This is a genomic window from Thermohalobaculum sediminis, from assembly GCF_023487995.1.
GTDB classification, from domain to species: Bacteria; Pseudomonadota; Alphaproteobacteria; order Rhodobacterales; family Rhodobacteraceae; genus Thermohalobaculum; species Thermohalobaculum sediminis.
This window is the reverse complement of the sequence record NZ_JAMFKN010000002.1, coordinates 15,007-39,656: the sequence shown is the minus strand read 5'-3', so window position 1 is coordinate 39,656 and position 24,650 is coordinate 15,007. Positions and strand designations below refer to the sequence as shown.

Here is a 24,650-nt window from a genome sequence, read left to right as displayed (position 1 = left end):
CCCGGGATGGCGCAGGATCGCGCGACCCGAAAGCCCGATGGCCTTGCCGCCTATGTCGCGGTCACGGTGGCCTACTGGGCCTTCATGCTCACGGACGGCGCGCTCAGGATGCTGGTCCTGCTGCATTTCCACATGCTGGGCTTCTCGCCGGTGCAGCTTGCATACCTGTTCGTGCTCTACGAGGTGATGGGCATCGTCACCAACCTGTCGGCCGGGTGGGTCGCCGCGCGCTTCGGGCTTGCCGGCACGCTCCATGCCGGGCTCGCGCTGCAGATCGTGGCTCTGGCGCTGCTGGCGCGGCTCGACCCCGGCTGGACGATGGCGGCCTCGGTTGCCTTCGTGATGGCGGCGCAGGGGGTTTCGGGCGTCGCCAAGGACCTTGCCAAGATGAGCGCCAAGAGCGCCGTCAAGTTCCTCGCGCCGGGCGAGGACAAGGGCGCGCTGTTCCGCTGGGTCGCGCTGCTCACCGGCTCGAAGAACGCGGTCAAGGGGGCGGGCTTTTTCCTTGGCGCCCTTGCGCTGGGCCTCGCCGGCTTCGAGGTGTCGGTGATCGCGATGGCCGCGATGCTGGCGGCGATCCTCGTGGCGGTTGCCGTGCTGATGCCCGCCGGTCTGCCGCGCGGGCGCAAGGACGCGAAGTTCCGCGCGGTCTTCTCGAAGGACCGCAACATCAACCGCCTCAGCGCGGCGCGCCTGTTCCTGTTCGGCGCGCGCGACACATGGTTCGTGGTCGGCGTCCCGATCTATTTCCACGGCGTGCTGTCGGACGGCACGGCCGAGGGCAGCCGGGCGGCCTTCTTCCAGATCGGCGGCTTCATGGCGGTGTGGATCATCGGCTACGGCGTGGTCCAGGCGCTTGCGCCGTCGATCCTGCGGGCGGGCGGGCAGAGCATTGCGGACAGCGTGGCCGCCGCCCGGTTCTGGGTCGGCGCCCTGACGCTGATCCCGGCGGGTCTTGCGCTCGCGGCGGTGGCATCGGGGGGCGCCCCGTGGCTGACGCCGGCGGTCGTCGCCGGGCTCCTCGCCTTCGGTGCCGTGTTCGCGCTGAACAGCGCCCTCCATTCCTACCTGATCCTCGCTTTCGCGCAGGCCGGGCGCGTGACGATGGACGTGGGCTTCTACTACATGTCGAACGCCGCGGGGCGGCTTCTCGGCACCCTCCTGTCGGGCCTCAGCTACCAGCTTGGCGGCCTGCCCGCCTGCCTCGCGGCCGCCGCCGCGATGTCGGCCATGAGCTGGCTCTGTGCCAGGGCGCTGTCGCGAACCGTCGTTGCGGATGCGCGGTGATCCCGGTCCGCCCGCCGGGCAAAAAGTTGCCACGGGCGGTTGCGGCGCGCACCGTCAGTCGGTTTCGAGCCGGAACTTCAGGAACGCCGCGCCCCCAAGCTCGACCTCGCCGACGAAGGTCGCCCCAAGCCTCGCGAGCGCCCCGAGGTTCCTCCGCGACGGCGGCAGCAGGAAGGTGACGAACGGGATGCGCGGATCGGCCCGGGCCAGCGCGATCGCCTCGCTGGCGATGCGCCAGCCCATTCCGAATGCCTCGGGCCTGAGGACCAGGCCGAAATCCCACTCCGCGCCCTCCTTCTGGAAACCGCCCCAGCCGACATAACGCCCGTCGCGCAGGATCGCCCAGTGGCCCAGGCCGTCGCGGCGCCAGCAGTCCTCCTTGGCCGCAACGAAGCGTGCGGCTGTATCGAGGTCCCACGGGGGCGTCAGAAGCGGCATATGCAGGGCCACTCGCGGGTCCGACATGTGCGCGATAAGTTCGGCGAGCGGAATCGCTGTGAGGCGCGCGAAGGCGATGCATGACTGACCCGGTTGCATGGGGCTCCCCTTGTCGCGGCGCTTCCCGGTCTTGCGGTTCATGACTGCGGCTCCCTCGGCCAATCGACACGAAGCGGCGCGGGCATTTCCGGCTCGATCGGACCCGCCAAGGCCGGGGCCGAGATTGCCTTCGGGAAGCCCGAGCCGTGCATCGTTCGTCGCGGCCCTCGCGCCAAGGGCGTCCCGCACCCTCAGGACGCGACGTTCCAGCCCGTGGGCGTGGCTCGCGGTGCCGGCCTTGGGGGCCGCGGTGCGAGGCGTCCGTCGCTTCTTCACGGTCCCGCGCTCGGGGCGATGCATCCGACACTCTCTCCTGCTGGCCCCGGCGCCTGGGCCGGTGGCGTGGCCGGGCGATCCCGCGGCGAGCCGCGCCCATGAAGCACGGCGTCGCCGGTTTCCGAATGTTTCAGCGTCCACATCGGATGCGTGATCGTCCAGCGCCTCGGAGGGCGACGCCGCGGTGTCCGCTCGCCCGCCGCCTTCCGGCAAACCAGTACGGCAGCCGGGGCGGCCGCGCGATCTGGACCCCGGAAGTTCGGACGATCTGCACTGAAAGCCGGACCATCTGAACTTCAGCGTCCATTCCAGGCCGCATAGTTAGTGAGCGCCGCGGATAGCCCGTGGCCTCGGAAATCTGTCTGGAGGACCCTGCGCGATGCGCTTCGTCACCAAGACCGTGCATGCCTGGCTCGACTATCCGGTCGCGCTTGCGCTTGTCGCCCTGCCGTTCCTGCTGGGGCTTGGCGGTTCACACCCGCTTGCGCTGGCGATCTCGCCGATCGTGGGCGTCGCGGCTTTCCTGCTGACCGTCTTCACCGACCATCACCTCGGGCTGGTTCGCGTCCTGCCCTACAAGCTGCACCTCGCCGTGGATCTGACGGTGGGGCTGCTGTTCCTCGTCCTGCCGCTCGCGCTTGGCTTCTCCGGGCTCGACGCGACCTATTACTGGCTGAACGGCGCCGCGGTCGTGACCGTGATCGCCCTGTCGACGCCCGAGACCGAGCCGGCTTCTGCCTGACGGCTTCCCCACCACGAAAGGACACATCGAATGGCCCGGATCACGCAACTCTCCGACGCCGCCGCCGGTCCCGAGGCCGGGGCCCTCTTCACCGCGATCAGGGGCAAGATCGGCATGGTGCCGAACCTCTACCGCGTCGCCGCCAACCAACCCGCGGTGCTGAACGGCCTGCTCGGGCTGGGTGAGGCGCTGGCGCGGGGCGACTTCGACGCCCGCACGCGCGAGGCGATCGCGCTGGCCGTTGCCGGCGCGAATGCCTGCGACTACTGCGCGTCGGCCCATGCGGTGATCTCGGCCGGGCTCAAGGTCGCGCCCGAGGCGGTCGAGGCCCATCTCGCCGGCCGGTCCGATGATCCGCGCATCGACGCGATCCTGACGCTGTCGGTCGCCATCGTGGCCGCGCGCGGCATGGTGAGCGACCGCGATCTCGCCGCAGCCCGCGAGGCCGGCCTGTCCGAGGCCGACATCGTCGAGACGGTGGGCCACGTGGTCGCGAACATCTTCACCAACTACCTCAACCACGTCGCGGACACGGACATCGACTTCCCCTCGCGTTCCGCCCGCGCGGCCTGAACGAGCGGGCCCGGCCCCGGCGCTCCGGGGCCGGGGATAGCGATCTGCTGCGCGGCAGGTGGGGACCCACGTCGCGCGACCTTGCCGACCGTCCCGGCCGACATCGAGAGGAGAGTTTCATGAATGTGCCAAGCAGACGACGCCTGATCGTCGGGGGCGGGCTCGCCGCCGTCGCGGGCGGCGCACTCGTGCTCTCGAAGGGCTTCGTGCCCTTCGCCGCGGGGTTCGAGGAACTGCCGCCGGCCCCGGTATTCGCGGTGGGCGGGCTGGCCATTCGCGGCATCGACCCCGTCGGATACTTCCGCGACCGGGGCCCGGTCGCCGGCGAGGCCACCTTCGAGATCGCCTGGAACGGAGCGCGCTGGCGCTTTGCGAGCGCGGCGAACCGCGACGCCTTCGGCGCCGACCCCGAGGCCTTCGCGCCACGGTATGGCGGGTTCTGCGCCTGGGCCGTCGCCGCCAAGGGGATGCTCTACAGCACGCAACCGCAGAACTGGTCGATCGTCGAGCGCAGGCTCTATCTCAACTTCAACGACGAGATCCAGCGCCGGTGGGAAGCCGAGATCCCCGGCTTCATCGCCACCGCCGACCTGCGCTGGCCGGAGCTGATCCGCCCAGCTTGAGCATGGCCGGGGACCTGGATGTGGACCCGATCCGCGCGGCGCGCTGGCCGCGGCCGGCATCCGCGTTCCTCCGCCCTTGCCTCGGCCCCATCTGACTGGGAGTTGGCGAGCGTCCCGCGGAGCCTGGGGCGGACCTCGGCTTGAATCGAGGCGACGTCCGGGCGCAGGCCGCGGTGGACGCCTCTCCTCCGGCAGAACGTCCCGCACCTGCCCGCGCGGCCGGGTCGCATGGCCCTGCCGTTCGGGCGCGTCGAGGGCAGGCGGACGAAGCCGACACCCCCCCGACGAGCACGAGACGCGTGCGAAAATGCCGCCGCCGCCTTATGCTGGCGCACGATTGATCCTGTGCGAATTCAACCCCGCCGGAAGGCCAACCCCGTTCACGCACGTTCGAGGCCCCGCGAGACACCGAGATTTCCGCCCGAGTTCCGTCCAGAGGAGAGAGACGATGTTCGCTGCCGGTTGGAACGTCCCGCCTCGTTCGATGGCAGCAGGCGCGATTGCCGCGCTGCTGCCGTGGTTCGCCCAGACGTCGCTCGCCGACGAGCGGGTCTGCCACGCAAGCGGGATCGAGGGCGGCGGTGCCGCACTCTGGAACGGCGGGACCTGGGCTCCGCTGTCCGGCGCGGCGTTGCCGGCGGGCGAGTCGAAGATCCTCACCGACGGGGAGTCCCGCGTCGAGGTCACCTGCTCGGACGGCATCACCCTGACCATTGCGCCGGGCACCGAGGTCAACCTCGAGGAGCTCACGGCCGTCGCTGTCCCGCAAGCCGGCATCGTGCTGCAACTGATCGAGGGGATCGTCGGCCTCGTCGCGCCCGAGCGGAGCTTCCGCCGCTTCGAGATCCGCACGCCGCTGGCCATTGCCTCGGTTCGCTCGACCGATTGGGCCGTCATCCACCGCGATGGCGCAAGCGCGGTGTTCACCCGTGCGGGCGAGGTCGTCGTCAGGACCCTGGGCCAACCGGTCGTGCTGAGGCAGGGCGAGGGGATCGACATAGCCGCCAGCGGCCTGCCGGGGCCGGTGCGCCAATGGGGCGCGCCGCGCGTGGCCGAGCTCAACGAGGCACTGGGGTTCGCCTGGAGATGATGCGCCGCACTGCCGCCGCGCTGGCGCTGGTCGCGGTCGCGGCGGCGGCGATCGGCACGCTGCGGACGGCGCCGGTCGATCCGCCCGGCCAGCGGGTCGAGAATGCCCTGCTGGATCTGCGCTTTCGCCTGCGGGGGACGCTTGTGCCGCCGACAAAGCTGGCGATCGTCGCGATCGACGAGGCGACCCTCGCGCGCTTCCCCGGCACCGGCGAGATCCGGGCAGCGCTGGCCGTCGCCCTCGACCGCGCCCGCGATGCCGGCGCGGCTGGCTTCGCGCTGGACCTGCTGCTTCTCGAGTCGAGCGGGGCGGACGAGGACCTCGCCCGCGCTATGGCGCGGCTGCCGCATGTCGTGATGGCGTCGGGCGCGTCGGCCGGCGACGCCGGGATTGCGGCCCCGCCGCCGGACGAGAGCCTGCAGAGCCTTGGGCGAAGCCTCTTTCCGGTCGTTGCCGGGCGCGCGCGGCCGCACGCCACGGGCGGGGCGCTGCTGCTGCCGCAGCCGCGCTTCGCGCCCCTCGGGCTGATCGGTCATGTCAACATCCCGCGCGCCGACGACCGCGTCGCGCGGCAGGCCCTGGTCGCCATCCCGGTGGCGGAGGGCGAGGTGCATGGCTTTCTGCCTACCCTGCCGCTGAGCGACGTGCGCCTTGCGCTGGGCATCCAGCCCGGCGCCTTCGCCCTCTGGCCGGGCGAGCGCGTCGCGATCGGGCCGCATGTCCTCCCGACCGGGCCTGACGGGACGGTCACGCTCAACCATTACGGTCCGGCCGGCACCATCCCGACCATCGGCCTCGGCGAGCTCGTGGCGGGCGAGACGCCGCCGGACGCCCTCCGTGGCAGGCTCGTCCTCTTCGGCGCGACGGCCGAGAGCCTGCGCGACGTCTTCGCGACGCCGTTCGGCTCGAACGTGCCGGGCGTCGAGGTGCTGGCAACCTTCGCGGGGAACGTGATGGATGGCTCGCTGATCCGCCGCGATCGCGTGGCGGATGCGGTGACGGTTGCGCTCTGCATCGCGCTTGCGGGGTTTGCCATGGCGGCAGCTCTGCCAGCCGCCCCGGCGCTGGGGCTTGGCCTTACCTCTGCCGTCTGGCTGGCGGGGGCCGGATCGCTGATCGCCGCGTTCGGAGCCTGGGGCCTCTGGCTCGACGGGGTCGCGGTGCTCGGCTCGCTCGCGGTCGGCTCGGGCACGGGCGCATCGCTTCGCGAAAGGGCGCAGCGCGACAGGAGCGCGCGGCTGGCCCGGGAGAAGGCCAACATCATCCGCTACTTGCCCGCGGGCCTGGTCGGGGCGCTCGCGGACAGCGAGCGCCCGGCCTTCGACCGCCGCCGGCAGGATTGCGCCGTCCTGTTCGTCGATGTCGCGGGCTACACCTCGCGCGCCGAGCGGCAGGACCCCGTGGCGGTGGCCGAGTTTCTCGCGCAACTCCATGCCGATTTCGAGGAGATCGCGGTGCGCCATGGCGGCGTCGTGGTCGATTTCCTCGGCGATGGCGCGATGATCGTCTTTGGCCTGCCCGACCCGGCGCCGACCGATGCCGCGGCGGCCATCGCCTGCGGCAGGGACTTCGCGGACTATCGCGGAACCGCCGGGGGCTTTGGCGGGCCGCCCCTCGCGCTGCGGGTGTCGGTGCATTGCGGGCCTGTCGCCGCCGCGATCCTCGGCGGGCGGCGACAGGCGCATGCGACGGTCACGGGCGACACGGTGAACCTTGCCGCGCGCCTGCAGGAAATCGCGAAGCATCACGGCGCCCGCTTCGTCGTGTCGCGCGCGGCGCTGGATGCGGCCGTGGGCCCTGCCGGCGGCCAGCCGCCGGATTTCGCGTTCCTGACGGTGGAACTGCCGCGCGGGCGCGAGTCGAGGGTCGAGGTCTGGGCGTACAGCCCTGCTCCTCCGCCGGCCGAGACGCACGCGCCATGACCTTTCCTGGCCGCGCCCCGCCAGTGCGCGGCATGCGGGCGTTTCGACCGGCGCGGACCGTGTCATGGCAGAATGGGCCTGTCGAGTCGCGGCGCGCTGCCGTAGGATTTCGCTCCGAATGATTGCGATGGCGAATTCATCTCGCGTTGATTGCGGCGGCCGCCAAGCAGTTCGGCGGGCGCGCATGGCCCTTGGTGCGAGCCTTGCGATCTCGCTTCTCCCCTCGCGGCACATGCGCAGGCGCCGTTCGATGCCGAAGTCCGGGCAGCCGCCGAGGCCCTGCCCGACGATGTCCGGCGCCAGATCGAGGCGGGCCCGGATCGGTATCTCGCACGGGTGATGAACCACTTCCGCCGCTACACCGCCTCGGACGCGGTGACCGAGGAAGCCATCCGCCGGACCGAGGCGGCGTGGCGCGCCGAGGATCGGGCGGGTGCGCTCGCCCGCCTGATGCGCCGCGATCTCGACGGCGACGGCCGCGTCTCCCGCGCCGAGTATGCCGAGGGCGGCGGCGATCATGCGGCGAGGGTGTCGGAGGAGTTCGCCAGGCTCATCGCGCGCGCCGACCGCGACGGCGACGGCGCGATCGGCCTCGGCGAGATGCTGTCCGCGCTGCGGACGGAGGAGGCGGACGAAGGGGGCGGGTCGGCCGGGCGCCGCGGCGCGCCGGATCTGAGGCTGTTCGACGCCAATCGCGATGGCACGATCAGCGCCGCCGAGATCCGGTCGGTGATCGCGGCGGTCGCGCCGCCCGCCCCGCTCGCAAGGCCCACGCCGGTGCCGGTGGCCCAGCCACGCCAGACGCGCCCGGCGGCCGCGCCGCCGCCCGTGCCGAACAGCACCCGAAGCTGCGACGTGCCTTCGCTGCCGGAAGGGGCGGAGGTCGTCTACCTGAGCGGGCATCTCGGCGTGGGAATGTCGAACGTCGCGATCGATGGCATGGACACGCTCACCTCGGTCGCAACCGTCGAGATCGAGGCGGGCGAGCGCCCGCTCTACGTGTTCGCGAGCGCGGCGCGGCCGACCATCTGGCGGGTCGGCGGCGCAACCGGACGCGTCGCCCGCTTCGTCGTCGAGCCGCAGAACCCGGTGCTGGGGCCCGGAGCGGGTGTCGCGGGCCTGCCGCGCGATGCCGTCACCTTCCTTCCGGCGGGGTCCTGCGCCGAGAGCGTCGCCTGGCCCGGCAGCGCCCGCGCCAAGGGGGTCGCCCGCAGGCTCGCATGGGGGCTCGGCGTGGCTCTTGGCGACATCCGCATCGTCGCGCTCAGCCGGCTCGACCGCGTGCGGATCCCGTCCGGCGAGGCGCAAGCGCGCGTCGCCGCACCTCCGACCGGGCCGCTCGCGGTTCGGGATGGCGCGGTGGTGATGGGCGGGGGGGCCTCGTTCGGAGGCAGCCTGGCCGCGCGCGGCCGCGACGAGCCCCCGACGAAGCCCCGGGGCCTGCCCAACAGCCGCCGCGTCCCTGACGCGCCCACGCCGCGCGAGCGCGCGCCCCGGCAGTGGAAGAGGACCGCACGCGGCCGGTTGGAGGCGCGGCTGCACGCGCTCTTTCCCGATGGCCTTGTCGAGCTCGAGCCGGCCGTCATCGTCGCGGCGGGGCCGGTGGTTCCCTATGACGTGCTGCCCGGACATGCGGGGATGATCCAGCTGCTCGATGCCGGGGCGATGCGCGAGGTCTCGCCCGGCATGTACCTGCTGACCCGCGCCGTGCCCCGCTTTCCCGCCGACCTCCAGGAGGCCCCCGCGGTCAGGATCGTGCTGGACGAGGGCGTGCCCATACCGGCCGGCAGGCCGGGGCACACCCGCGTCTTCCGGCGCGAGGTCCCGAAATGCCTTCTTGGACCGGATTGCGGATGAGGGTGTCGGCCCAAATGGCACGCCGGGAACGCCCCGCCCCCGGGCGATGGCTGCTCTACGCGGCCCTCGCGCTCGCAGCCGGCGCGCCCGGGGCGGAGACCGTGCCGGAGATCCCGATGCCCCTGTCGCGTGACCTGCCCGAAACGACCCTGCGCCTGATCGCACGCGATCCCGACCGGTTCCTCGACGGCCTTCTCGCGAAGATGCGCCGGATCAGCGATGACGGCGCCGTGTCGCCCGAGGACGCGGCCCGCGCCGAGCAGCGGCGGCGCGCGGCCGAGCGTGCAAGGCAGCTGGAGCGGCTGTTCGGCTACGATATCGACGGCGATGGCACGGTCACCCGCGCCGAGTTCAACGCGCGCATCGCGCCAGGGAAGCCCGTGGATCGGGAACGGTTCGACAAGTTCCTCGCTGCGGCGGATGCGGACGGCGATGCTGTCGTCGAGCCGGACGAGCTCTATGCCCATGCGGATCGCATCGCCGCGCGCAGCCCGGGCCTCGAGCAGCAGCGGTACGACCCACATGACCTCGCGCAGTTCGACGGCGATGGCGACGGCACGGTGACGGAGGCGGAGGCGACGCAGGCGATCCGCGCGATCGCGGCCGAGCTCGACCCGCTGAACGACTTCCTTCCGGCCAGGCCGACGGCTGCATCCTGCGCTCTGCCCCTGCCGCCGGCCGAGGCCGAGGTCGTGCTGCTCAGCGGCTACGAGGGGGCGGCGCTGTCGACCGTCGCGACAGACGGGATGGACGCAGTCACGACCGTGGCGACCGTGACCATCGAGGATGGCGAGCGCCCCGTCTACATCTTTGCCACGGCCTACGGCCAGATCATCTGGAAGCTCGATGGCGCCGTCGACCGGGTTGCGCGCTTCGTCGTGCAACCCCCGGCGGCGACGCTCGGCCCCGGCGCGGGCGTCGTCGGAGTGCCGACGGGCGCCGTGTCGTTCGTCGCTCCGGGCGTCTGCATGGAATATTTCACCAGCCGGAAGGACGCCTCCGCGCGGCGGGTGGCCGAGCGCTTCGCGACGCCGCTAGGGCGCGATGCCGCCGAATTGGTCGTCATCGGTCACTACGAGCTCGACGGCGTCCAGGTTCCATCGGGCAAGGCGCGGAAGAAGACCGCAGGGACGTTTCTCGGGATGACGTTCACGTCACCGGTGGCGGAGGACGACGCCACCGAGCGTGGCGCGCGCACGCCACTGGTTCCGCCGGGCGCGGACGGCGCGGAGCCCGGCGCCGAGTCGCGCAGCGCCCTTCCGCACGGGCAGCTCGCACCAACCGCCGAGGACGCGTCGGAGGGGCAGTCCGCCAGCGGCATTGCGGCCGAGATCGAGGAACTGACCCGCGAGCTGCTGAGGGTCCATCCCGCCGGCGTGATCGAGCTCGACCCGGACGCGGTCGTGGCGCCCGGGGTTGTCCGGCCCTTCGACCTGCGGCCAATGCAGGCCGGGCTCATCGAGCTGATCGAGGCGGGCGCCCTGCGCGAGACCTCGGACGATGGCTATCTGGTCACGCAGGCGATCCCGCGCTTGCCGGCCGGATGGACGGTCCACGCCAGACCCCACCGGACATTCACCTTCGGCGATGACGTTCCGCGCCCCGACAGGGGGCCAGGCCGCGTCGCGCCGCGGGGCGAGGACTGACCCGAGCCATGGCGGGGCAGTGCGCGCCGCGCATCGCCTGCGAGCGCCACCGCTGAGAGCGCAGGCACGTCGTCACCGCGCGGCGAAAGTATCCGGCGAGGCATGGAAGGAGCGGAGCGAATTGGGTGCTGCCATTCCGGGAGGTCGGAATGACCGCAACCTGCCTCGCGCGAGCTTTCGCTTGGTAGATGCGCCCGGATTCCCCGGGAGGGGCCGGATCATTTAACAGCGCATGATGGGACATTCCCGCATATGATGTGGCGGTTACAGCCAAGGCAGCCGGGCGCGAACGACTCGGCACCTGCGACACAGGGGAGACGTTCAGATGACACTCAGACCGGATCCGACCTTCTACCCGTCCGCCAAGCTCGCCATGCAGGCGCCGCCCGAGAGGCTGGCCTACACGCTCATGCTGAGCCCCGATGGCTCGCAGCCCGACGGGCTGGCCGTCGTCGATGTGGATCCCGGGTCGACGGATTACGGCAGGATCGTCCATCAGGTGATCATGCCGCACAAGGGCGACGAGTTTCACCATTTCGGCTGGAACGCCTGCTCGTCGGCGCTCTCGCCGCTGACCGGGCATGCCTTCCTCGAGCGGCGCTATCTCATCGTCCCCGGCATCCGGTCGTCGCGCATCTACGTGATCGACGTGAAGGGCGGGCCGAAAGCGGCCAAGATCCACAAGGTCATCGAGCCCGAGGAGGTCTTCGCCAAAACCGGCTATTCGCGCCCCCACACCATCCATTGCGGGCCCGAGGGGATCTACGTCTCGACCCTCGGCGGTGGCGGCAAGGACGGGACGGACGGCCCCCCGGGCATCTTCATCATGGACTGCGAAAGCTTCGACGTGATCGGGCGCTACGAGATCGACCGCGGGCCGCAGGACAAGCAGTACGATTTCTGGTGGAACCTGCCGCGCGACTACATGGTCAGCTCGGAATGGGGCCTGCCGCCGCAGTTCGAGAATGGGCTGGTCCCCGAGGACCTGCTGTCGAACAAGTATGGCCACCGGCTGCACTTCTGGAACCTGCGCGAGCGCAAGAACGTCCAGACGATCGACCTCGGCGCCAACCACCAGATGGCGCTGGAGGTGCGCCCCGCTCATGACCCGGTGAAGGAATACGGCTTCTGCGGCGTCGTGGTGGACACGACCAACCTCGAAGGCTCGATCTGGACCTGGTGGCGCGAGGGGGGGAAGTTCCACGCGAAGAAGACGGCGACGATCCCGCCCGAGCCTGCCAAGGCGGACGACCTGCCGCCGCTTCTCAAGGGCTTCGAGGCGGTGCCGCCTCTGGTGACGGACATCGACCTCAGCCTCGACGACCGCTTCCTCTACGTCTCGTGCTGGGGAACGGGCGAGATGCGGCAATACGACGTCAGTGACCCGATGAACCCGAGGCTCGCGGGCTCGGTCCATGTCGGGGGCATCGTGCGTCAGGCGGCGCATCCCGGGGGCAAGTCCTTCGGCTACGGCCCGCAGATGGTCGAGATCAGCCGAGACGGCAAGCGCGTCTACTGGACCAACTCGCTCTACTCGACCTGGGACGACCAGTTCTATCCCGGCGACCGGGGCGGCGCGATGGTCAAGGCCGACGTCGGCGAGGGTGGCGGGCTGACGCTCGACAAGGACTTCTTCGTCGAGTTTCCCAAGGGTTATCGCTCGCACCAGATCCGGCTCGAGGGCGGCGACTGCTCGACCGACAGCTTCTGCTACCCCTCCGCCTGATCGATGGAGGGGACAGCGGGCCTCTGGCTCGCCGTCGTCGCGAGCGGCCTCTATCACGGGGTGAACCCCGGCATGGGCTGGCCGCTGGCGGTCTCAGCCGCGCTGATGGAGCGGCGGGCGGGCGCGCTCTGGCGCGCGCTCGCGGCGCTCGCGGCCGGGCATCTCGCGGCCACGCTCGCCATCCTGATGCCCTTCGCGGCGCTGAGTCTGCTGATCGAGTGGCAGGTCGAGATCCGGGTCGGCGCCGCGGTCCTGGTCATCGCGCTCGGGGCATGGATCCTCGTGACGAAGCGCCACCCGCGATTCCTTGCCCGCGTGCCGCCCTCGCGCCTCGCCCTCTGGTCCTTCCTCGTCGCCCTCGCGCATGGCGCGGCGCTGATGCTGGTACCGATCTATCTCGGCCTCTGCCGGGCCGGGGCGGACGCGGGCCATGCGGCGGCGGGGGACCTGATGGGCGGCAATCTGGGCATCGCGGCCGTGGTCGCGGTGGTGCATTCGGCCGCGATGCTCTCGGCGGGCGGCGCGCTCGCCTGGGCGGTCCACCGCTGGCTCGGCCTTGGCTTCCTCACGCGCAGCTGGTTCGACCTCGAGCGGGTCTGGGCGGCGAGCCTGATCCTCGTGGGCCTCATCGCGCTTGCGACCGCGGGGCACCGGTAGGGTGCTGGCATGGCGCTGCAGATCGTCACCCAACCGGCAGTCCTTACCCGATCCCGGCGCGCCGTTGCCGCCGCGCCGTAGGGCCAACCCGCCCCGCCGCCTCAGCCGGTCGGGTCTGCCACGACCATGTAGATGACGTTCGAGCCGCTGTAGAACGGCTGGTACCATGTGTCCGCGTAGGCGAAGTAGTCGGTGTCGTTCACCGGCCGCTTCTCGGCGCCCTCCGGCAGCTCTGGCACGCTGGCGCCGATAGGCGGGGCCACGACCTCAAAGGTCGGCGCGGCCTCCTCGTCGGCCGGCGGCTTCACGTCGTAATAGGCGCCGTTGGCATAGCCGTATTCCTTCTCGCCGACATAGACGTTGGTGACCTGCGAGGGTGCATTGTTGACCGTCGCGCCGACCGGGGGGGCCACCACCTGGTACTGGTCGCCCGACTGCCGGTAGTAGGTGCCGTCCGAGTAATAGTAGGTGTCGCCCTCGATGACGATGGTCTCGTGCGCCGGCGGCAGCGACGCGATCAGCGCGCCCAGGGTGACGACGCCGACGAACGCCCAGGCCGCGTTCGCGGCCCAGTAGCCGCCATAGCCATAGCCCCAGCCATAGCTGTGGTAATGGCCCCAGTAGCGGTTGTCGGCAATGTCGTCGGCAACCTGGCGGTAGGTCTCCTGCCGGTTGCCCTGCCGCTCGGTGCGGTTCTCCTGGCGGGTCTGGGTCCGGTCGGTGCGGCCCTCCTGCCGGTTCTCCTGACGGTCCGTGCGCTCGGACTGCCGATCGCCCCGGTTCTCGCCCCGGTTCGCCTGCCGGTCGCTGCGGTCGGTCTGGCGGTCGCCCTGCCGGTCGCCGCGCTCGGCCTGCCGATCGGTCTGCCGGCCACCGCGGTCGGTCTGCCGGTCGCCGCGGGTCACCTGGCGGTCCTGCCGGGTGCCCGCCGTGCGCTCGCGGCTTCCGCCGCGCGCGCTGCCAAGGCCGCCGCCGAAGTCACCGCCCCGGTTGCGCTGGACGGATTGCCCGCGCGGCGCCGAGCGGTTGGCCCGCGCCCCGCCGCCACCGCCGCCACCGCCACTGAACCGCTGGGCCGCGCCGCCGCCACCGCCGCCGCCACGGGCGCGCGCTTCGGCATAGTCGACCGCGATCATCGAGAGGACGGTGACAACCGCGACGAACACCGTCGCGAGCCCCAGACGTCTGCGAAGGTTGCTCAGGCTTGCCATGGCTCACTCTCCCTGGCGAGGAAGGAAGGCGGCCAGCGCCGCGCCTTCGGGGATCTGGGGCGTGAAGAGGTCGTCGGGCAGGTCGGCGGCGAGGTCCCAGTCGGTGAAGAGGAAGATCGACTGCGGCTCGCCGGGCTCGTCGAGATAGGTCACGACGAGCTTCAGCGGCAGCGGCACCTCGCCCGCGTCGATCCAGACCTGCCACTGCGTCGCGCCGTCGGTGAAGTAGAGGTGATGCGCGGGGGTGCCGTCGACGTCGTGCAGCCCGATGTAGAGGCTCTCGACCACTTGGTCGGCGAATGCGGCATAGGCGTCGGACGAGAGCAGGCTGGCGAGCGGCATGCGCAGGCCGTAGCGCTCCGCCACGGCGTCGAGGGTCGCGTCGATCGTCGCCGCGGCCGGCAGGTTGCCGTGGACATTCGCCCTGAGGTCGAGCAGCACGAGCGCGCTGCCGTCGTACCACACTTCCTTCGCGCTGAGGTCGTCGCCATAGGAGACGTGGAACCGGTCGGGACGGCGCAGCGCGATGTCGATCGCGCCGGCGTAGTTGATCTTCTCGCCCGTCACCAGCAACTCGTCGAACATCTTCTCGACATGCAGGGTGATCGACGTCGCGTCGGCAAGCGTCGCGGTCATCGATCGCACCAGGTCGTCGACGACGGGCGCCTGCTGCGCCGGGGCGGGGCCGTGCAGCGGCAAGGCCACGCTCAGCGCGAGGCAGGCGGCCGCGTATCGGATCTGCGGTAATGACATCGGCTTCCTCCGTTCGGGCGGGGCTCGCGGGCCCACCGCCCCTACTGCGCGTCCGGCATGGTGATCGTGAGATCCTCCCACGAGGCGATCCCGAAGCCGGTTTCGCGGATCACCCCGTCGGCGATGCTGAGTTCGGCTTCGGTGCGGCGGATCACGATCCGCCCGCCGCCGCCGATCCCGGCGAGGCGCCCCTCGCCGCCGGTGAACTCGAACGACCCCGCGCAGCCCACCAGCCGCAGCCCCTCGCAGCTGAAGCGCGCGAAACCGACGGCGCCGTCGTCGGCCGTGACCCTGCACTGCGCCGCGCCATGCTGCCGGCCCGAGGATGTCTCGGCCATGATGGTGCCGATGCAGGCGATCTCGCCCGCCGGCATTGGTCCCTGCCCGGCATCGACGATATAGGGCCCGCGCATCGCGCCGGCGAAGACCGTCTGGTCCGGTCCCGTCTGCAGCACCGAGCCCTCGGCCGTCCACAGCGAGAACGCGTCGATCACGACGCTCTCGGCGCGTGCGGCCGCACTCATGGCCAGCGTGGCGACAAGGGCCGCAGCAGGCAATCTGACGATGGTCGATGTCATGGCGCCCTCTCAGTCGAAGGTGATGTAGACGGCGTCGCCGCCGAGCGAGAGCGCGAGTCCTTCGCGTTTGGCATCGAGCCTGAGGCCGATCCCCTTGGCGTTCTCGAGCCAGAGCTCCCCAGTGCTCTTCTGGCCTGCGGCCAGACCGTAGCGGCCCTGCACATAGGCGCCCTCGAAATCCTCGAGCCGTTCGAGATTGAAGACCTCTCCCTTGGCTTCGATCTTCGATGCCCCGATCCCGCCGATCCCCAGCCCGCCGATGCGGAAGCGGTAGCTCTTGTCCCGGAAGTGCAGCGTCCCGCCGCCGACATTGCCGCTATAGAGGAAGGCCACCTGGATCTGCGAGATCTCGACGGTTCCCGTCACCTTGCGCTCATCGGCCCGAACCGCCGCGCCAAGGACGAGCGGGATGCCCGCCGTCAGCGCCACGGCGAGGCCGCCGCCCCGGCCAAGCCGTTTCATCCAGTCTCGTCGCGCCATCGGGCACTCCCCTTCGTGAAGCTGTCGTGAGCCAGTCGCCAGTCGATCTCCTACCCGTCCGAACTCCGCGGCGGCCGGCAGGGGGCACAGGTCAGAAATCCCCCGCGCCGTGAACGGGCCATGGTGCGATCGGCACCGGTCGGCGGCATGGATATCGCGCATTCACTTCCCGGCATTGGCGAGCTTGCCACCTGCAAGACACCGGGTCCAGACGGAGCCCGGGCCGACGCCCACCCACTTTGGCGCAAAGTCTCGGCCGTCATGTCGTCGGAGACGGTCGCAGGATGTCCGTTGGCCCGCCCGCGTCTCGTCTGTTCTGCGCTGATGGCGGAGCCGGGGCGATGGCCAGCGGGCGTCTCGCCTACGGCGACAGGACCGCCGGATTCCCGGTCGGGCCGATTCGGGGGGCGCCATGTCGTCGAAAGCATCGTTCCCCCCGGTGACACAGCTGCATTGGCGCGGAAAGGCGCGGCCCCGGTCACCCGCAGCGCTGCCCCGGCTCGGCCCGATCGAGGCGCGACAGGATCTCGCTGTCGAGCTCGCTCAGGAGCGCGCGATATTCCTGAATCCTCTGGTCGGCGTCTTCCGCGACCTTCTGCCAGTAGCAGAGCGCCTTCTCCGCCTCGCCATGATCCGCGCAGATTGCTCTGAACTGCGGATCGGTGGCCGAGCGCCGCGCAATCTCGAACTCGCGATGCGGAAACCGGTCGACCACCGAGCGGATGCCGTCCATTACCCCTTTCCCGACTTGGTCCGACGTGCCTCGGCCTCCGGGGCGGCGCCCCGCGCAGCGTGCCGATGGCCACCCCGCGGAAAGCGGGGCGGGATCAAGGTAGCGCGATCCCGGGCACGCGGGCAGGTGCGAACATGTTTGCACGGCCGGCGCGGCACAGGGCCGCCTTGCCGCAGCCATCACGGCGCGTCGGGAGAGAGGGTGATCGGCGCCATTTTCCTGTGCTATCCTTGATGTCGAAAGCCTCGTTGGCCGCCACCTCGTTGCGGGCGGGGAAGGGTCGGCGGCATGCCTGCCGGCGCAGTTCGAACGTTGTGGATGACCCAGCGCCGAGGAGCCTCGATGCCGGAGCCGACCGTCGCGATGACCGCCGGAGCGCCGGACGATGGGCCGACGGCCGATGATGTGCGTGCCGAGCTTGGGCGTATCCTCTCCAGCCCCGCGCTCCAGGCAAGCGCGCGGCGGCGGGCATTCCTCCGTTTCGTGGTCGAGGAGACGCTTGCGGGCAGGGCCGGGCGTCTCAAGGGGTTCACCGTCGCCGTGGCCGTGTTCGACCGCGATGAGACCTTCGACCCGCAGAGCGACCCCGTGGTGCGTATCGAGGCGCGGCGGCTCCGTCGCGATCTCGATTGCTACTACGTCGATGCCGGCCGCCGGAACCCGGTGCGGATCTCGATCCTTAAGGGGTCATACGTCCCCAGCTTCGAGTGGCGCGAGCCGCTCCCATCCACCGAGCCCCAGACCAGCGGCGCGGAGGCGCTAGCCGAAGACGCGCCGCCGGGTCGCGCCCGCCCCGCCGCCGACACAAAGGGTGGGCGGCGGATACCGCCCCGGCGGATGGCGCTCGCGGCGATGGCGATCGCCTTTCTCGCCGCTGCCCTGAGCTTCGCCATGCACTACGGCGAGGGTGAGCGAGCCACGCCGGCCGGCGCTGGCGAGCCCGAGCTGGTCGTGCTTCCCTTCGACTCGCTGAGCCACAGCGCGAAAGACCACGCCATCGCCGAGGGAATCGGCCAGGAGCTGGTCCGCAACATCATGCAGTTCCCGGGCTTCAGGCTCTTCGTCGTTCCGCCGGGCTCGTCAGCCGCTGATGCATCGGATCCGCTCGATCGAGGGCGACTTCTCGGGGTCGCGTATGTCGTGACCGGCAGCGTTCGGACGGACGAGGGCAGGGTGGGTGTTGCGGCGCAGGTGCTCGACGCCGCCAGCGGCCGCGTCCTCTGGACGGGAAGTTACGACCGCAAGCTCAGTCCCGGCTCGCTGATGCGCGTCCCCGCCGAGATCGCGGCCGAAATCTCCACGGCGATCGGCCAGCCCTATGGGGTCGTGAACACCGATCTCGCGGTGCGCACCGCGGGCGCGGACGCGGCCAGCATCGAGAGCTATGTCTGCGTGCTGCGGGCCTACGCGTTCCGCCGGAGCTTCGCGCTTGCCGAACTCGCCCCGGTCCAGCAATGCCTCGCCGAGGTGGTTCGCCGCGACCCGGCCTATGTCGATGCCTGGGCGATGCTGGGCTGGGTGCATCTCGACGAGGGCCGCATCAACTATCGCGGTGACGGCGACGGGGTCCCGGCGTACGAGAAGGCGCTGGAGGCGACCACGCATGCGGTCGCGCTCGACCCCGAAAACACGCGCGCGCTCAAGGCCCTTGCGGCCGTGAACCATTATCTTGGCCGCTACGCCGAGTCCGAGCGGCTCGCTCGGCGGGCGCTCGAGCTCAATCCCAACGATCCCGAGACGATGGCACAGCTCGGGTGGCGCCTCGCGGTCCGCGGGAACTTCGACGAAGGCGTGAAGATCCTGAAGCAGGCGATCGAGCGGACCCTGAACCCGCCAAGCTGGTACTTTCACCTCGTCGCGATCGACCTCTATCTCAGGGGCGACTTCGGCGAGATGCGGCGCATCGCCGAGCGCTCGGCCCTCAACGATCGCGGCGTCGGGCAGGCGCTGGTTGCCATCGCCTGCGGCGAACTCGGAGACGCGGCCTGTGCGCGGCGCGCGCTGGACGACATGGCGCAGGACCGCCCCTTCGCACGCGACCCGGAGGCTTTTCTGCGCCGCCATGGGGCGATCAACGAAATCGTCGACGCGCTTCTCGCCGGCCTCGACAAGGCGCGCCGCGTCGCAAGCTGAGGGGCGGTGCCGGTCGCCGGCGCGACTCTGGCGTGCCGCCCTTCGACGCGGATCCGGGGCCGGGCATTCTCGCGCCGGATCAGGGATGTAACCGGGGCCCAAACATGTTCGCACCTTCCCAGGGCGAGGCCGTGTGCCCAAGGATTTACGTTCGCTCGAGCTTTAGCGCCGTTTTCCGGAAAGGAGATTGAACCATGAGAGGTCTGGGGCCACTCGCCCTTGCCGCGATGCTGGCATCGACGCTGCCGGTCGTCGCGCAAGACGCAGCTGACAAGCCGAACATCCTGGTGATCTGGGGGGACGACATCGGCCAGTCGAACATCTCGGCCTACACCTTCGGCCTGATGGGTTATCGCACGCCCAACATCGACCGCATCGCCGCCGAGGGCATGATGTTCACCGACTATTACGGCGAGCAGTCCTGCACCGCCGGCCGGTCGTCCTTCATCATGGGGCAGTCGGTGTTCCGTACCGGCCTTTCGAAGGTCGGCCTGCCGGGCGCCCAGGAGGGCATGCAGATCGAGGATCCGACGATCGCGGGCCTGCTCAAGGCCGAAGGTTACGCCACGGGCCAGTTCGGCAAGAACCACCTCGGCGATCGCGACGAGCACCTCCCCACAAATCACGGCTTCGACGAATTCTTCGGCAACCTCTACCACCTGAATGCCGAGGAGGAGCCCGAGAACGAGGATTATCCCCGCGACGCCGTTCTGCCTGACGGGAAGACGTTCCTCGAGAAGTTCGGCCCGCGTGGCGTGATCCGCTCGACGGCAAGCTACGGCGACGGCGAGATCACTCAGGACATCGAGGACACGGGTCCGCTGACGCGCAAGCGGATGGAGACGGTCGACGACGAGACCTCGGCCGCCGCACTCGCCTTCATCGAGCAGAAGACGGCTGAAGGCACGCCCTGGTTCGTATGGTGGAACGGGACGCGGATGCACTTCCGCACGCATGTCGCGGACGATTTCCGGGCACAGGCCGAAGAGGCCGCCGGCCGGAACCTCGACGAGTATCAGGCCGGCATGATCCAGCACGACATGCATATCGGCCAGTTCCTCGACAAGCTCGACGAGCTTGGCATCGCGGACAACACGATCGTGTTCTATTCGACCGACAACGGCCCGCACATGAACACCTGGCCCGACGCCGGGATGACGCCGTTCTGGAGCGAGAAGAACACGCAGTGGGAAGGTGGCTGGCGCGTGCCCGCCATGGTCCGCTGGCCCGGCAAGATCGAGGCCGGCGCCGTGAGCAATCAGATTGTCCACCACATGGACTGGCTGCCGACCTTCCTCGCCGCCGCGGGCAACGAGACGGTGAAGGACGATCTTCTTGCCGGCGTCGAGGTGGCCGAGATGGCCGGCCGGGAATACAGGGTGCATCTCGACGGCTACAATCTCCTGCCGATGCTGACCGGCGAGACGGCCGAGAGCCCGCGTAAGGAAATCTTCTACTTCACCGATGACGGCGACCTTGCGGCGCTTCGCTATACCGACTGGAAGATCACCTTCCTCGAGCAGAAGGCCTGGGCCACCCTGCGGGCGTGGATGGAGCCGCTGACGCCGCTGCGCGTGCCGCTGATCTTCAACCTGCGCCGCGATCCGTACGAGCGCGGCTACCGGACGTCGAACACCTACTACGACTGGATGATCGACCGGGCCTACATGCTCGTCCCGGCGCAGGCCTATGTCGCGAACTTCCTCGCCACCTTCAAGGACTACCCGCCGCGCCAGGAAGCGGCGAGCTTCAGTCTCGACAAGGTGATGGAGAAGCTCTCGCGGCCGGGCGGCGCGCAGTAGGAGCCGGCCCGGAACCGGGTCCGTCGCGCGTCATGCGCGCCGGACCGCTCCAGCCTTCCGTGACAGGGATCGACCATGAAACACATCCTGGCGCTTGCCATCGCTTGCGCGCCCCTTGCCGCCACGGCGGATCCCTTGCCTTCGTGGAACGAGACCGAGGCAAAGTCGCGGATCATCGCCTTCGTCGAGGGTGTGACCGACACCGGGTCCGCCAGCTATGTGTCCCCCGCCGATCGGGTCGCCGTGTTCGACAACGACGGCACGCTCTGGGCCGAGCAGCCCGTCTATTTCCAGTTCCTCTACGCCGTCGACCGGCTGAAGGAGAAGGCCGCCGGGGACCCCTCGATCCTGGCCTCGGACGTGCTCAAGGCGGCGGCGGCGGGCGACATGAAGGCGGTCGCCGCGTCAGGCAAGAAGGGGCTGCTCGAGATCGTCGAGGTATCGCATTCCGGCATGTCGGTGGACGCCTTCATCGCGGATGCCCGTGCATGGCTCGACAGCGCGCGCCATCCCCAGACGGGCATGTCCTACGACGCAATGATCTATCAGCCGATGCTCGAGCTGCTGAGTTATCTCAGGGACGAGGAATTCACGACCTACATCGTCTCGGGCGGGGGAGTGCATTTCATCCGTTCCTTCTCGGACGACGCCTACAACATCCCGGCCGAACAGGTCATCGGCTCGATCGGCAAGTCGGGCTACATGGTGACCGACGCCGGCCCGATCATCATGAAGGATCCCGGCATCGTTTTCATCGACGACGCCGAAGGCAAGCCACTGGCAATCGACACCCGCATCGGCAAACGTCCGATTTTCGCTGCCGGAAACTCGGACGGCGACTTCCAGATGCTGGAATGGACCACGACCGGCGACGGACCTCGTTTCGGGATGATCGTCCATCACACCGACGCCGAGCGCGAATGGGCCTATGACCGTGACAGCCACGTCGGCAGGCTCGATCGCGGCCTCGACGAGGCCGGGACGCGCGGCTGGTTGCTGGTCGACATGGCAAGGGACTGGGAGCAAGTCTGGCCCCATGCCCGATGAACCCACCGGCGGCGTAGGGCTGCAAGCGGCCCGACGCCGTTGCGGCGTGAACCAAAGGGCGCAAATGTCGTGCCCGCCTGCGATCAGACACTCGTCCACTCGGGCGGGGCGCTCCACGGCAGCAGGTGCGATGCGCCGTCCGACGCGGATTGGCGGGCGCTCTGCGATGGCCTTGAAGCCCCGGCACCCACGCGCCAGCATGCAACCCTCGATGCCCTGCCACCGCTGAGCCCAAGCGAGGTCTCGTGACCCGGTATTTTCCCGCACTTGTCATGGCAATCGTCCTCGCGACGCAGGCGGCCGCGCAGGCGCCGCACAATGTGGGCTCGGACACTTGCGCCACCTGTCATGCCGCCGAGACCGAAAGCTGGGCCGGGTCGCACCACGCCCTCGCCTGGACCCGACCCCGCCCGCCGACCGTCCTCGGCGACTTCGACGACGCCGCCTTCACCCATGACGACATGACCGCGCGGTTTTCGCGCGATGGCGAGGGCTATCGCATCTCGGTGCGCGAGCGGGACGAAAGCGAGCGGTCCTATCCGGTGCATTCGGTCGCCGGGATCGAGCCGCTCCAGCAATACCTGCTCGAGACCGAGCCGGGGCGGCTGCAAAGCTTCGACGTCGCCTGGGATGTCGCGCGCGGGCGGTGGTATCATCTCTACCCCGACGCGCAACTGCCGCCCTCGGACGGTCTCCACTGGACCGGTCCCTACAAGAACTGGAACGGCCGCTGCGCTGAGTGCCATGCGACCGGGTATGAGAAGAATTACGATCACCGCACCCGCGCCTACGCCTCGTCCCAAGCCGAGATCGGCGTGGGCTGCGAGGCCTGCCATGGCCCCGGCAGCGCGCATGTCGACTGGGCAAGGACCGGGCGGACATCCGCCGAGGCGGGGCTTGCCGCCAATGGCCTCGCCATGGGGGCAGGCGCGGGCACCGAGGTATGGATCCAGCAATGCGCGGGCTGCCACTCGCGGCGCGAACCGTTCGGCGACGGCAATCCGGTTCCCGGCACGCCATATCACGATGCCTATCGGCTGGCGTTGCTGCAGCCCGGCCTCTACCACGCAGACGGGCAGATCCTCGACGAGGTCTACGTCTACGGCTCGTTCCTGCAATCCCGGATGTACGCGCAGGGCGTCGGCTGCGGCAATTGTCATGACCCGCACGCCGCGCGGCTTAAGGCCGCGGGCAATGCCGTCTGCACACAGTGCCACTCGCCGGCAGGCAACCCGGGCTTCCCGACGCTGAGGCGGGCCGAGTACGACACGGCGGCGCATCACTTCCACCCGCCGGGGAGCGATGGTGCCCAATGCCGAAACTGCCACATGCCCGAACGGACCTACATGGGCATCGACGCGCGCAGCGATCACAGCTTCCGCATCCCGCGTCCCGACCTGGCGGCGAAAACCGGCGCGCCCGATACCTGCACCGCCTGCCACGAGGACCGCGATCCGGCATGGGCGGCGGCACGGATCGCGCAGTGGTATCCGGATTCCGCGAACCGCGGGCCGCATTTCGGCGAGGCCTTCGCGCTCGGTCGGATCGACCCCGGGCTTGCGCGGGACGATCTCCTCGCCATCGCCCTGAAAGGTGGCGCGCCGGATATCGTGCGGGCGACCGCGCTCTCGCTCCTCGAAGGTGTGGGCGACCCGGCGGTGGCCGACGCCGCGGTTCCGCTTCTCGCCGATGCGAGCCCGCTGGTGCGTGCGGGTGCCGTGCGCGTGCAGCGGGCGGCAGGGGGGCAGGACCGGGTCCTGCGGATCGTGGATCTGCTGGACGACCCGGTGCGCCTCGTCCGGTTCGCGGCGGCGCAGGAAATGCTGAGCGCGCCGGTCGCACGACTGCCCAAGGCGATGGACGCCGCCATGCGCCGCGCCATGGCCGAGTGGCAAGCGTCGCTTGCCACTCGGCTCGACTTTCCCGAGACCCATATCGTTCTCGGCGGCATCGCGATGACGACGCGCCGTTTCCCGGCGGCGCTCGGCGCTTTCCGCTCGGCCGTCGAGCTCGACCCCCAACGGCTCGAAGCCTGGTCGGTGCTCGTCCGCCTGACGGCCGCGCTCGAGGGCGCGCAGGCGGCGCGGGCGGTGCTCGTAGAGGCCCTTCGCGAGAACCCTGGGGCGCCTGAGCTCGTCGCCCTGGAGTACCAGTTCGGGCGGTGATCGCGGTCCGCGTGCCGACGACACGCCTTGGCAGGCGTCGGCCCGTTTCTTGTTCGTGATCTGGGCCCGCCAAACTGGAGTGCATCGCTGGAATCTTCCTCGGGCGCACCTCCGTCGCCCGGCAGGAGCGGACAGCGATGGACGCGGACGATGCCGGGCTCGCCCGCCGGCTCCTCCCGATCCTCGCGCGCAAGGCGGGCCGGGTGCTGGCCAACGGCTATCCCACCGGCGTCGAGGTCTGCGATGCGATGGTGCATGGCGGCCGCTATCCGGCCTTGGCCAATTTCGGCGCGACCAGCTTCGGAACCCTGTCGATCCGGCGCTTCCTGCGCGCGGTCAGCTATCAGAACCTCCCCGCGGCGGTCCTGCCGGACGACCTGGCCTGATCGCGGCGGACGTGCGCGCCGGTGCGTTGACGGCGATCTGCGTCTCGACCCCGTGATGCCGGATGGCGTGCACCGACGAGGCGCGGATGACCTGTTTGATCCCGCTGTTCCTCGCGACCTCTTAGATGCGATCCGAGCCGAGACTGCTGGCGTCCGGGATCGTCTGCGACGGGATTTCGAGCGAAGCGCCGCCAAAATAATGGGCGCGTCGCAGCCCTTTGTGGCTGCGATCGTTACATCCATGCCGGCCAGATCGAAGACCGCTGCCTCCTCATGCGGGGCGAGATCACCGAGAGGCCGTCGCTTCGTGAGGCGCGCGTGGAGCGTCGCGGCGCCGCGGGCGAGCGCCGGGGTGATGGCAGCCCCGAGATGGAGTGCCAGCGGCCCGAGGGCGCCTCGGGTCGGGTGGGAGAGGGATCCGCGTTT

20 protein-coding genes and 1 pseudogene are annotated in these 24,650 nt (G+C 70.2%); 15 read left to right on the top strand and 6 right to left on the bottom strand.

Annotation, left to right across the window (positions count from 1 at the left end):
* Positions 1-6 precede the first annotated feature (6 nt).
* Positions 7-1,287, top strand: a complete 1,281-nt coding sequence (gene arsJ / locus M1105_RS04125; protein WP_249579081.1) for an organoarsenical effux MFS transporter ArsJ — start codon at positions 7-9, stop codon at positions 1,285-1,287.
* Positions 1,288-1,341: 54 nt separating this feature from the next.
* Here arsJ and M1105_RS04120 read toward each other — a convergent pair whose 3' ends face one another.
* Positions 1,342-1,824 carry a GNAT family N-acetyltransferase gene (locus M1105_RS04120; protein ID WP_249579664.1) on the bottom strand — a complete coding sequence of 161 codons (483 nt, stop codon included), beginning with the start codon at positions 1,822-1,824 and terminating at the stop codon, positions 1,342-1,344.
* A 655-nt stretch (positions 1,825-2,479) separates the two neighbouring features.
* On the opposite strand from M1105_RS04120, the gene M1105_RS04115 reads away from it, so the two are divergent.
* The 9 genes from M1105_RS04115 (at position 2,480) to M1105_RS04075 (ending at position 12,936) form a co-directional block, all read left to right on the top strand.
* Positions 2,480-2,842, top strand: coding sequence for a hypothetical protein (locus M1105_RS04115; protein ID WP_249579080.1), 363 nt, complete (start codon positions 2,480-2,482; stop codon positions 2,840-2,842).
* A 30-nt stretch (positions 2,843-2,872) separates the two neighbouring features.
* Positions 2,873-3,415, top strand: coding sequence for a carboxymuconolactone decarboxylase family protein (locus M1105_RS04110; protein WP_249579079.1), 543 nt, complete (start codon positions 2,873-2,875; stop codon positions 3,413-3,415).
* Positions 3,416-3,534: 119 nt separating this feature from the next.
* Positions 3,535-4,038, top strand: a complete 504-nt coding sequence (locus M1105_RS04105) for a YHS domain-containing (seleno)protein (protein WP_249579078.1) — start codon at positions 3,535-3,537, stop codon at positions 4,036-4,038.
* Positions 4,039-4,486: 448 nt separating this feature from the next.
* Positions 4,487-5,128: a FecR family protein gene (locus M1105_RS04100; RefSeq protein WP_249579077.1), complete on the top strand. Its 642-nt coding sequence runs from the start codon at positions 4,487-4,489 to the stop codon at positions 5,126-5,128.
* A complete protein-coding gene (locus M1105_RS04095; RefSeq protein ID WP_249579076.1) occupies positions 5,128-7,050 on the top strand; it encodes a CHASE2 domain-containing protein in 1,923 nt (640 codons plus the stop codon). The genes M1105_RS04100 and M1105_RS04095 overlap by 1 nt, the downstream gene beginning before the upstream one ends.
* Before the next feature lie 339 nt (positions 7,051-7,389).
* Positions 7,390-8,907 carry an EF-hand domain-containing protein gene (locus M1105_RS04090; RefSeq protein ID WP_249579075.1) on the top strand — a complete coding sequence of 506 codons (1,518 nt, stop codon included), beginning with the start codon at positions 7,390-7,392 and terminating at the stop codon, positions 8,905-8,907.
* A 116-nt stretch (positions 8,908-9,023) separates the two neighbouring features.
* Positions 9,024-10,553, top strand: coding sequence for an EF-hand domain-containing protein (locus tag M1105_RS04085; RefSeq protein WP_249579074.1), 1,530 nt, complete (start codon positions 9,024-9,026; stop codon positions 10,551-10,553).
* A 325-nt stretch (positions 10,554-10,878) separates the two neighbouring features.
* On the top strand, positions 10,879-12,279 hold the full coding sequence (locus tag M1105_RS04080) for a selenium-binding family protein (protein WP_249579073.1): 1,401 nt from the start codon (positions 10,879-10,881) through the stop codon (positions 12,277-12,279).
* 3 nt (positions 12,280-12,282) lie between these two features.
* Positions 12,283-12,936, top strand: coding sequence for a hypothetical protein (locus M1105_RS04075; RefSeq protein WP_249579072.1), 654 nt, complete (start codon positions 12,283-12,285; stop codon positions 12,934-12,936).
* Positions 12,937-13,037: 101 nt separating this feature from the next.
* Here the strand turns inward: M1105_RS04075 and M1105_RS04070 are convergent, their stop codons facing one another.
* The 5 genes from M1105_RS04070 to M1105_RS04050 form a co-directional block, all read right to left on the bottom strand.
* Entirely contained in the window at positions 13,038-14,147 is a 1,110-nt protein-coding gene (locus M1105_RS04070) for a DUF6515 family protein (protein ID WP_249579071.1), read from the bottom strand.
* 3 nt (positions 14,148-14,150) lie between these two features.
* A complete protein-coding gene (locus M1105_RS04065) occupies positions 14,151-14,900 on the bottom strand; it encodes a DUF2092 domain-containing protein (RefSeq protein WP_249579070.1) in 750 nt (249 codons plus the stop codon).
* Positions 14,901-14,941: 41 nt separating this feature from the next.
* Positions 14,942-15,478, bottom strand: coding sequence for a hypothetical protein (locus M1105_RS04060; protein WP_249579069.1), 537 nt, complete (start codon positions 15,476-15,478; stop codon positions 14,942-14,944).
* 9 nt (positions 15,479-15,487) lie between these two features.
* Positions 15,488-15,958, bottom strand: coding sequence for a hypothetical protein (locus M1105_RS04055; RefSeq protein WP_249579068.1), 471 nt, complete (start codon positions 15,956-15,958; stop codon positions 15,488-15,490).
* Positions 15,959-16,436: 478 nt separating this feature from the next.
* Entirely contained in the window at positions 16,437-16,691 is a 255-nt protein-coding gene (locus M1105_RS04050) for a hypothetical protein (protein WP_249579067.1), read from the bottom strand.
* Positions 16,692-17,033: 342 nt separating this feature from the next.
* On the opposite strand from M1105_RS04050, the gene M1105_RS04045 reads away from it, so the two are divergent.
* From M1105_RS04045 to M1105_RS04025, 5 genes and pseudogenes are all read left to right on the top strand, one after another.
* Complete coding sequence (locus tag M1105_RS04045) at positions 17,034-18,824, top strand: tetratricopeptide repeat protein (protein ID WP_249579066.1); 1,791 nt, start codon at positions 17,034-17,036, stop codon at positions 18,822-18,824.
* 194 nt (positions 18,825-19,018) lie between these two features.
* The gene (locus tag M1105_RS04040) at positions 19,019-20,626 is read left to right on the top strand and encodes an arylsulfatase (RefSeq protein WP_249579065.1); all 1,608 of its coding nucleotides are present in this window, start codon (positions 19,019-19,021) and stop codon (positions 20,624-20,626) included.
* Between the two features lie 75 nt (positions 20,627-20,701).
* Positions 20,702-21,673, top strand: a complete 972-nt coding sequence (locus M1105_RS04035; protein WP_249579064.1) for an HAD family hydrolase — start codon at positions 20,702-20,704, stop codon at positions 21,671-21,673.
* Between the two features lie 245 nt (positions 21,674-21,918).
* The gene (locus tag M1105_RS04030) at positions 21,919-23,838 is read left to right on the top strand and encodes a multiheme c-type cytochrome (protein ID WP_319936763.1); all 1,920 of its coding nucleotides are present in this window, start codon (positions 21,919-21,921) and stop codon (positions 23,836-23,838) included.
* A 137-nt stretch (positions 23,839-23,975) separates the two neighbouring features.
* Positions 23,976-24,224, top strand: a pseudogene (locus tag M1105_RS04025) (aldehyde dehydrogenase (NADP(+))); the annotation flags it as partial.
* Positions 24,225-24,650: the final 426 nt, after the last annotated feature.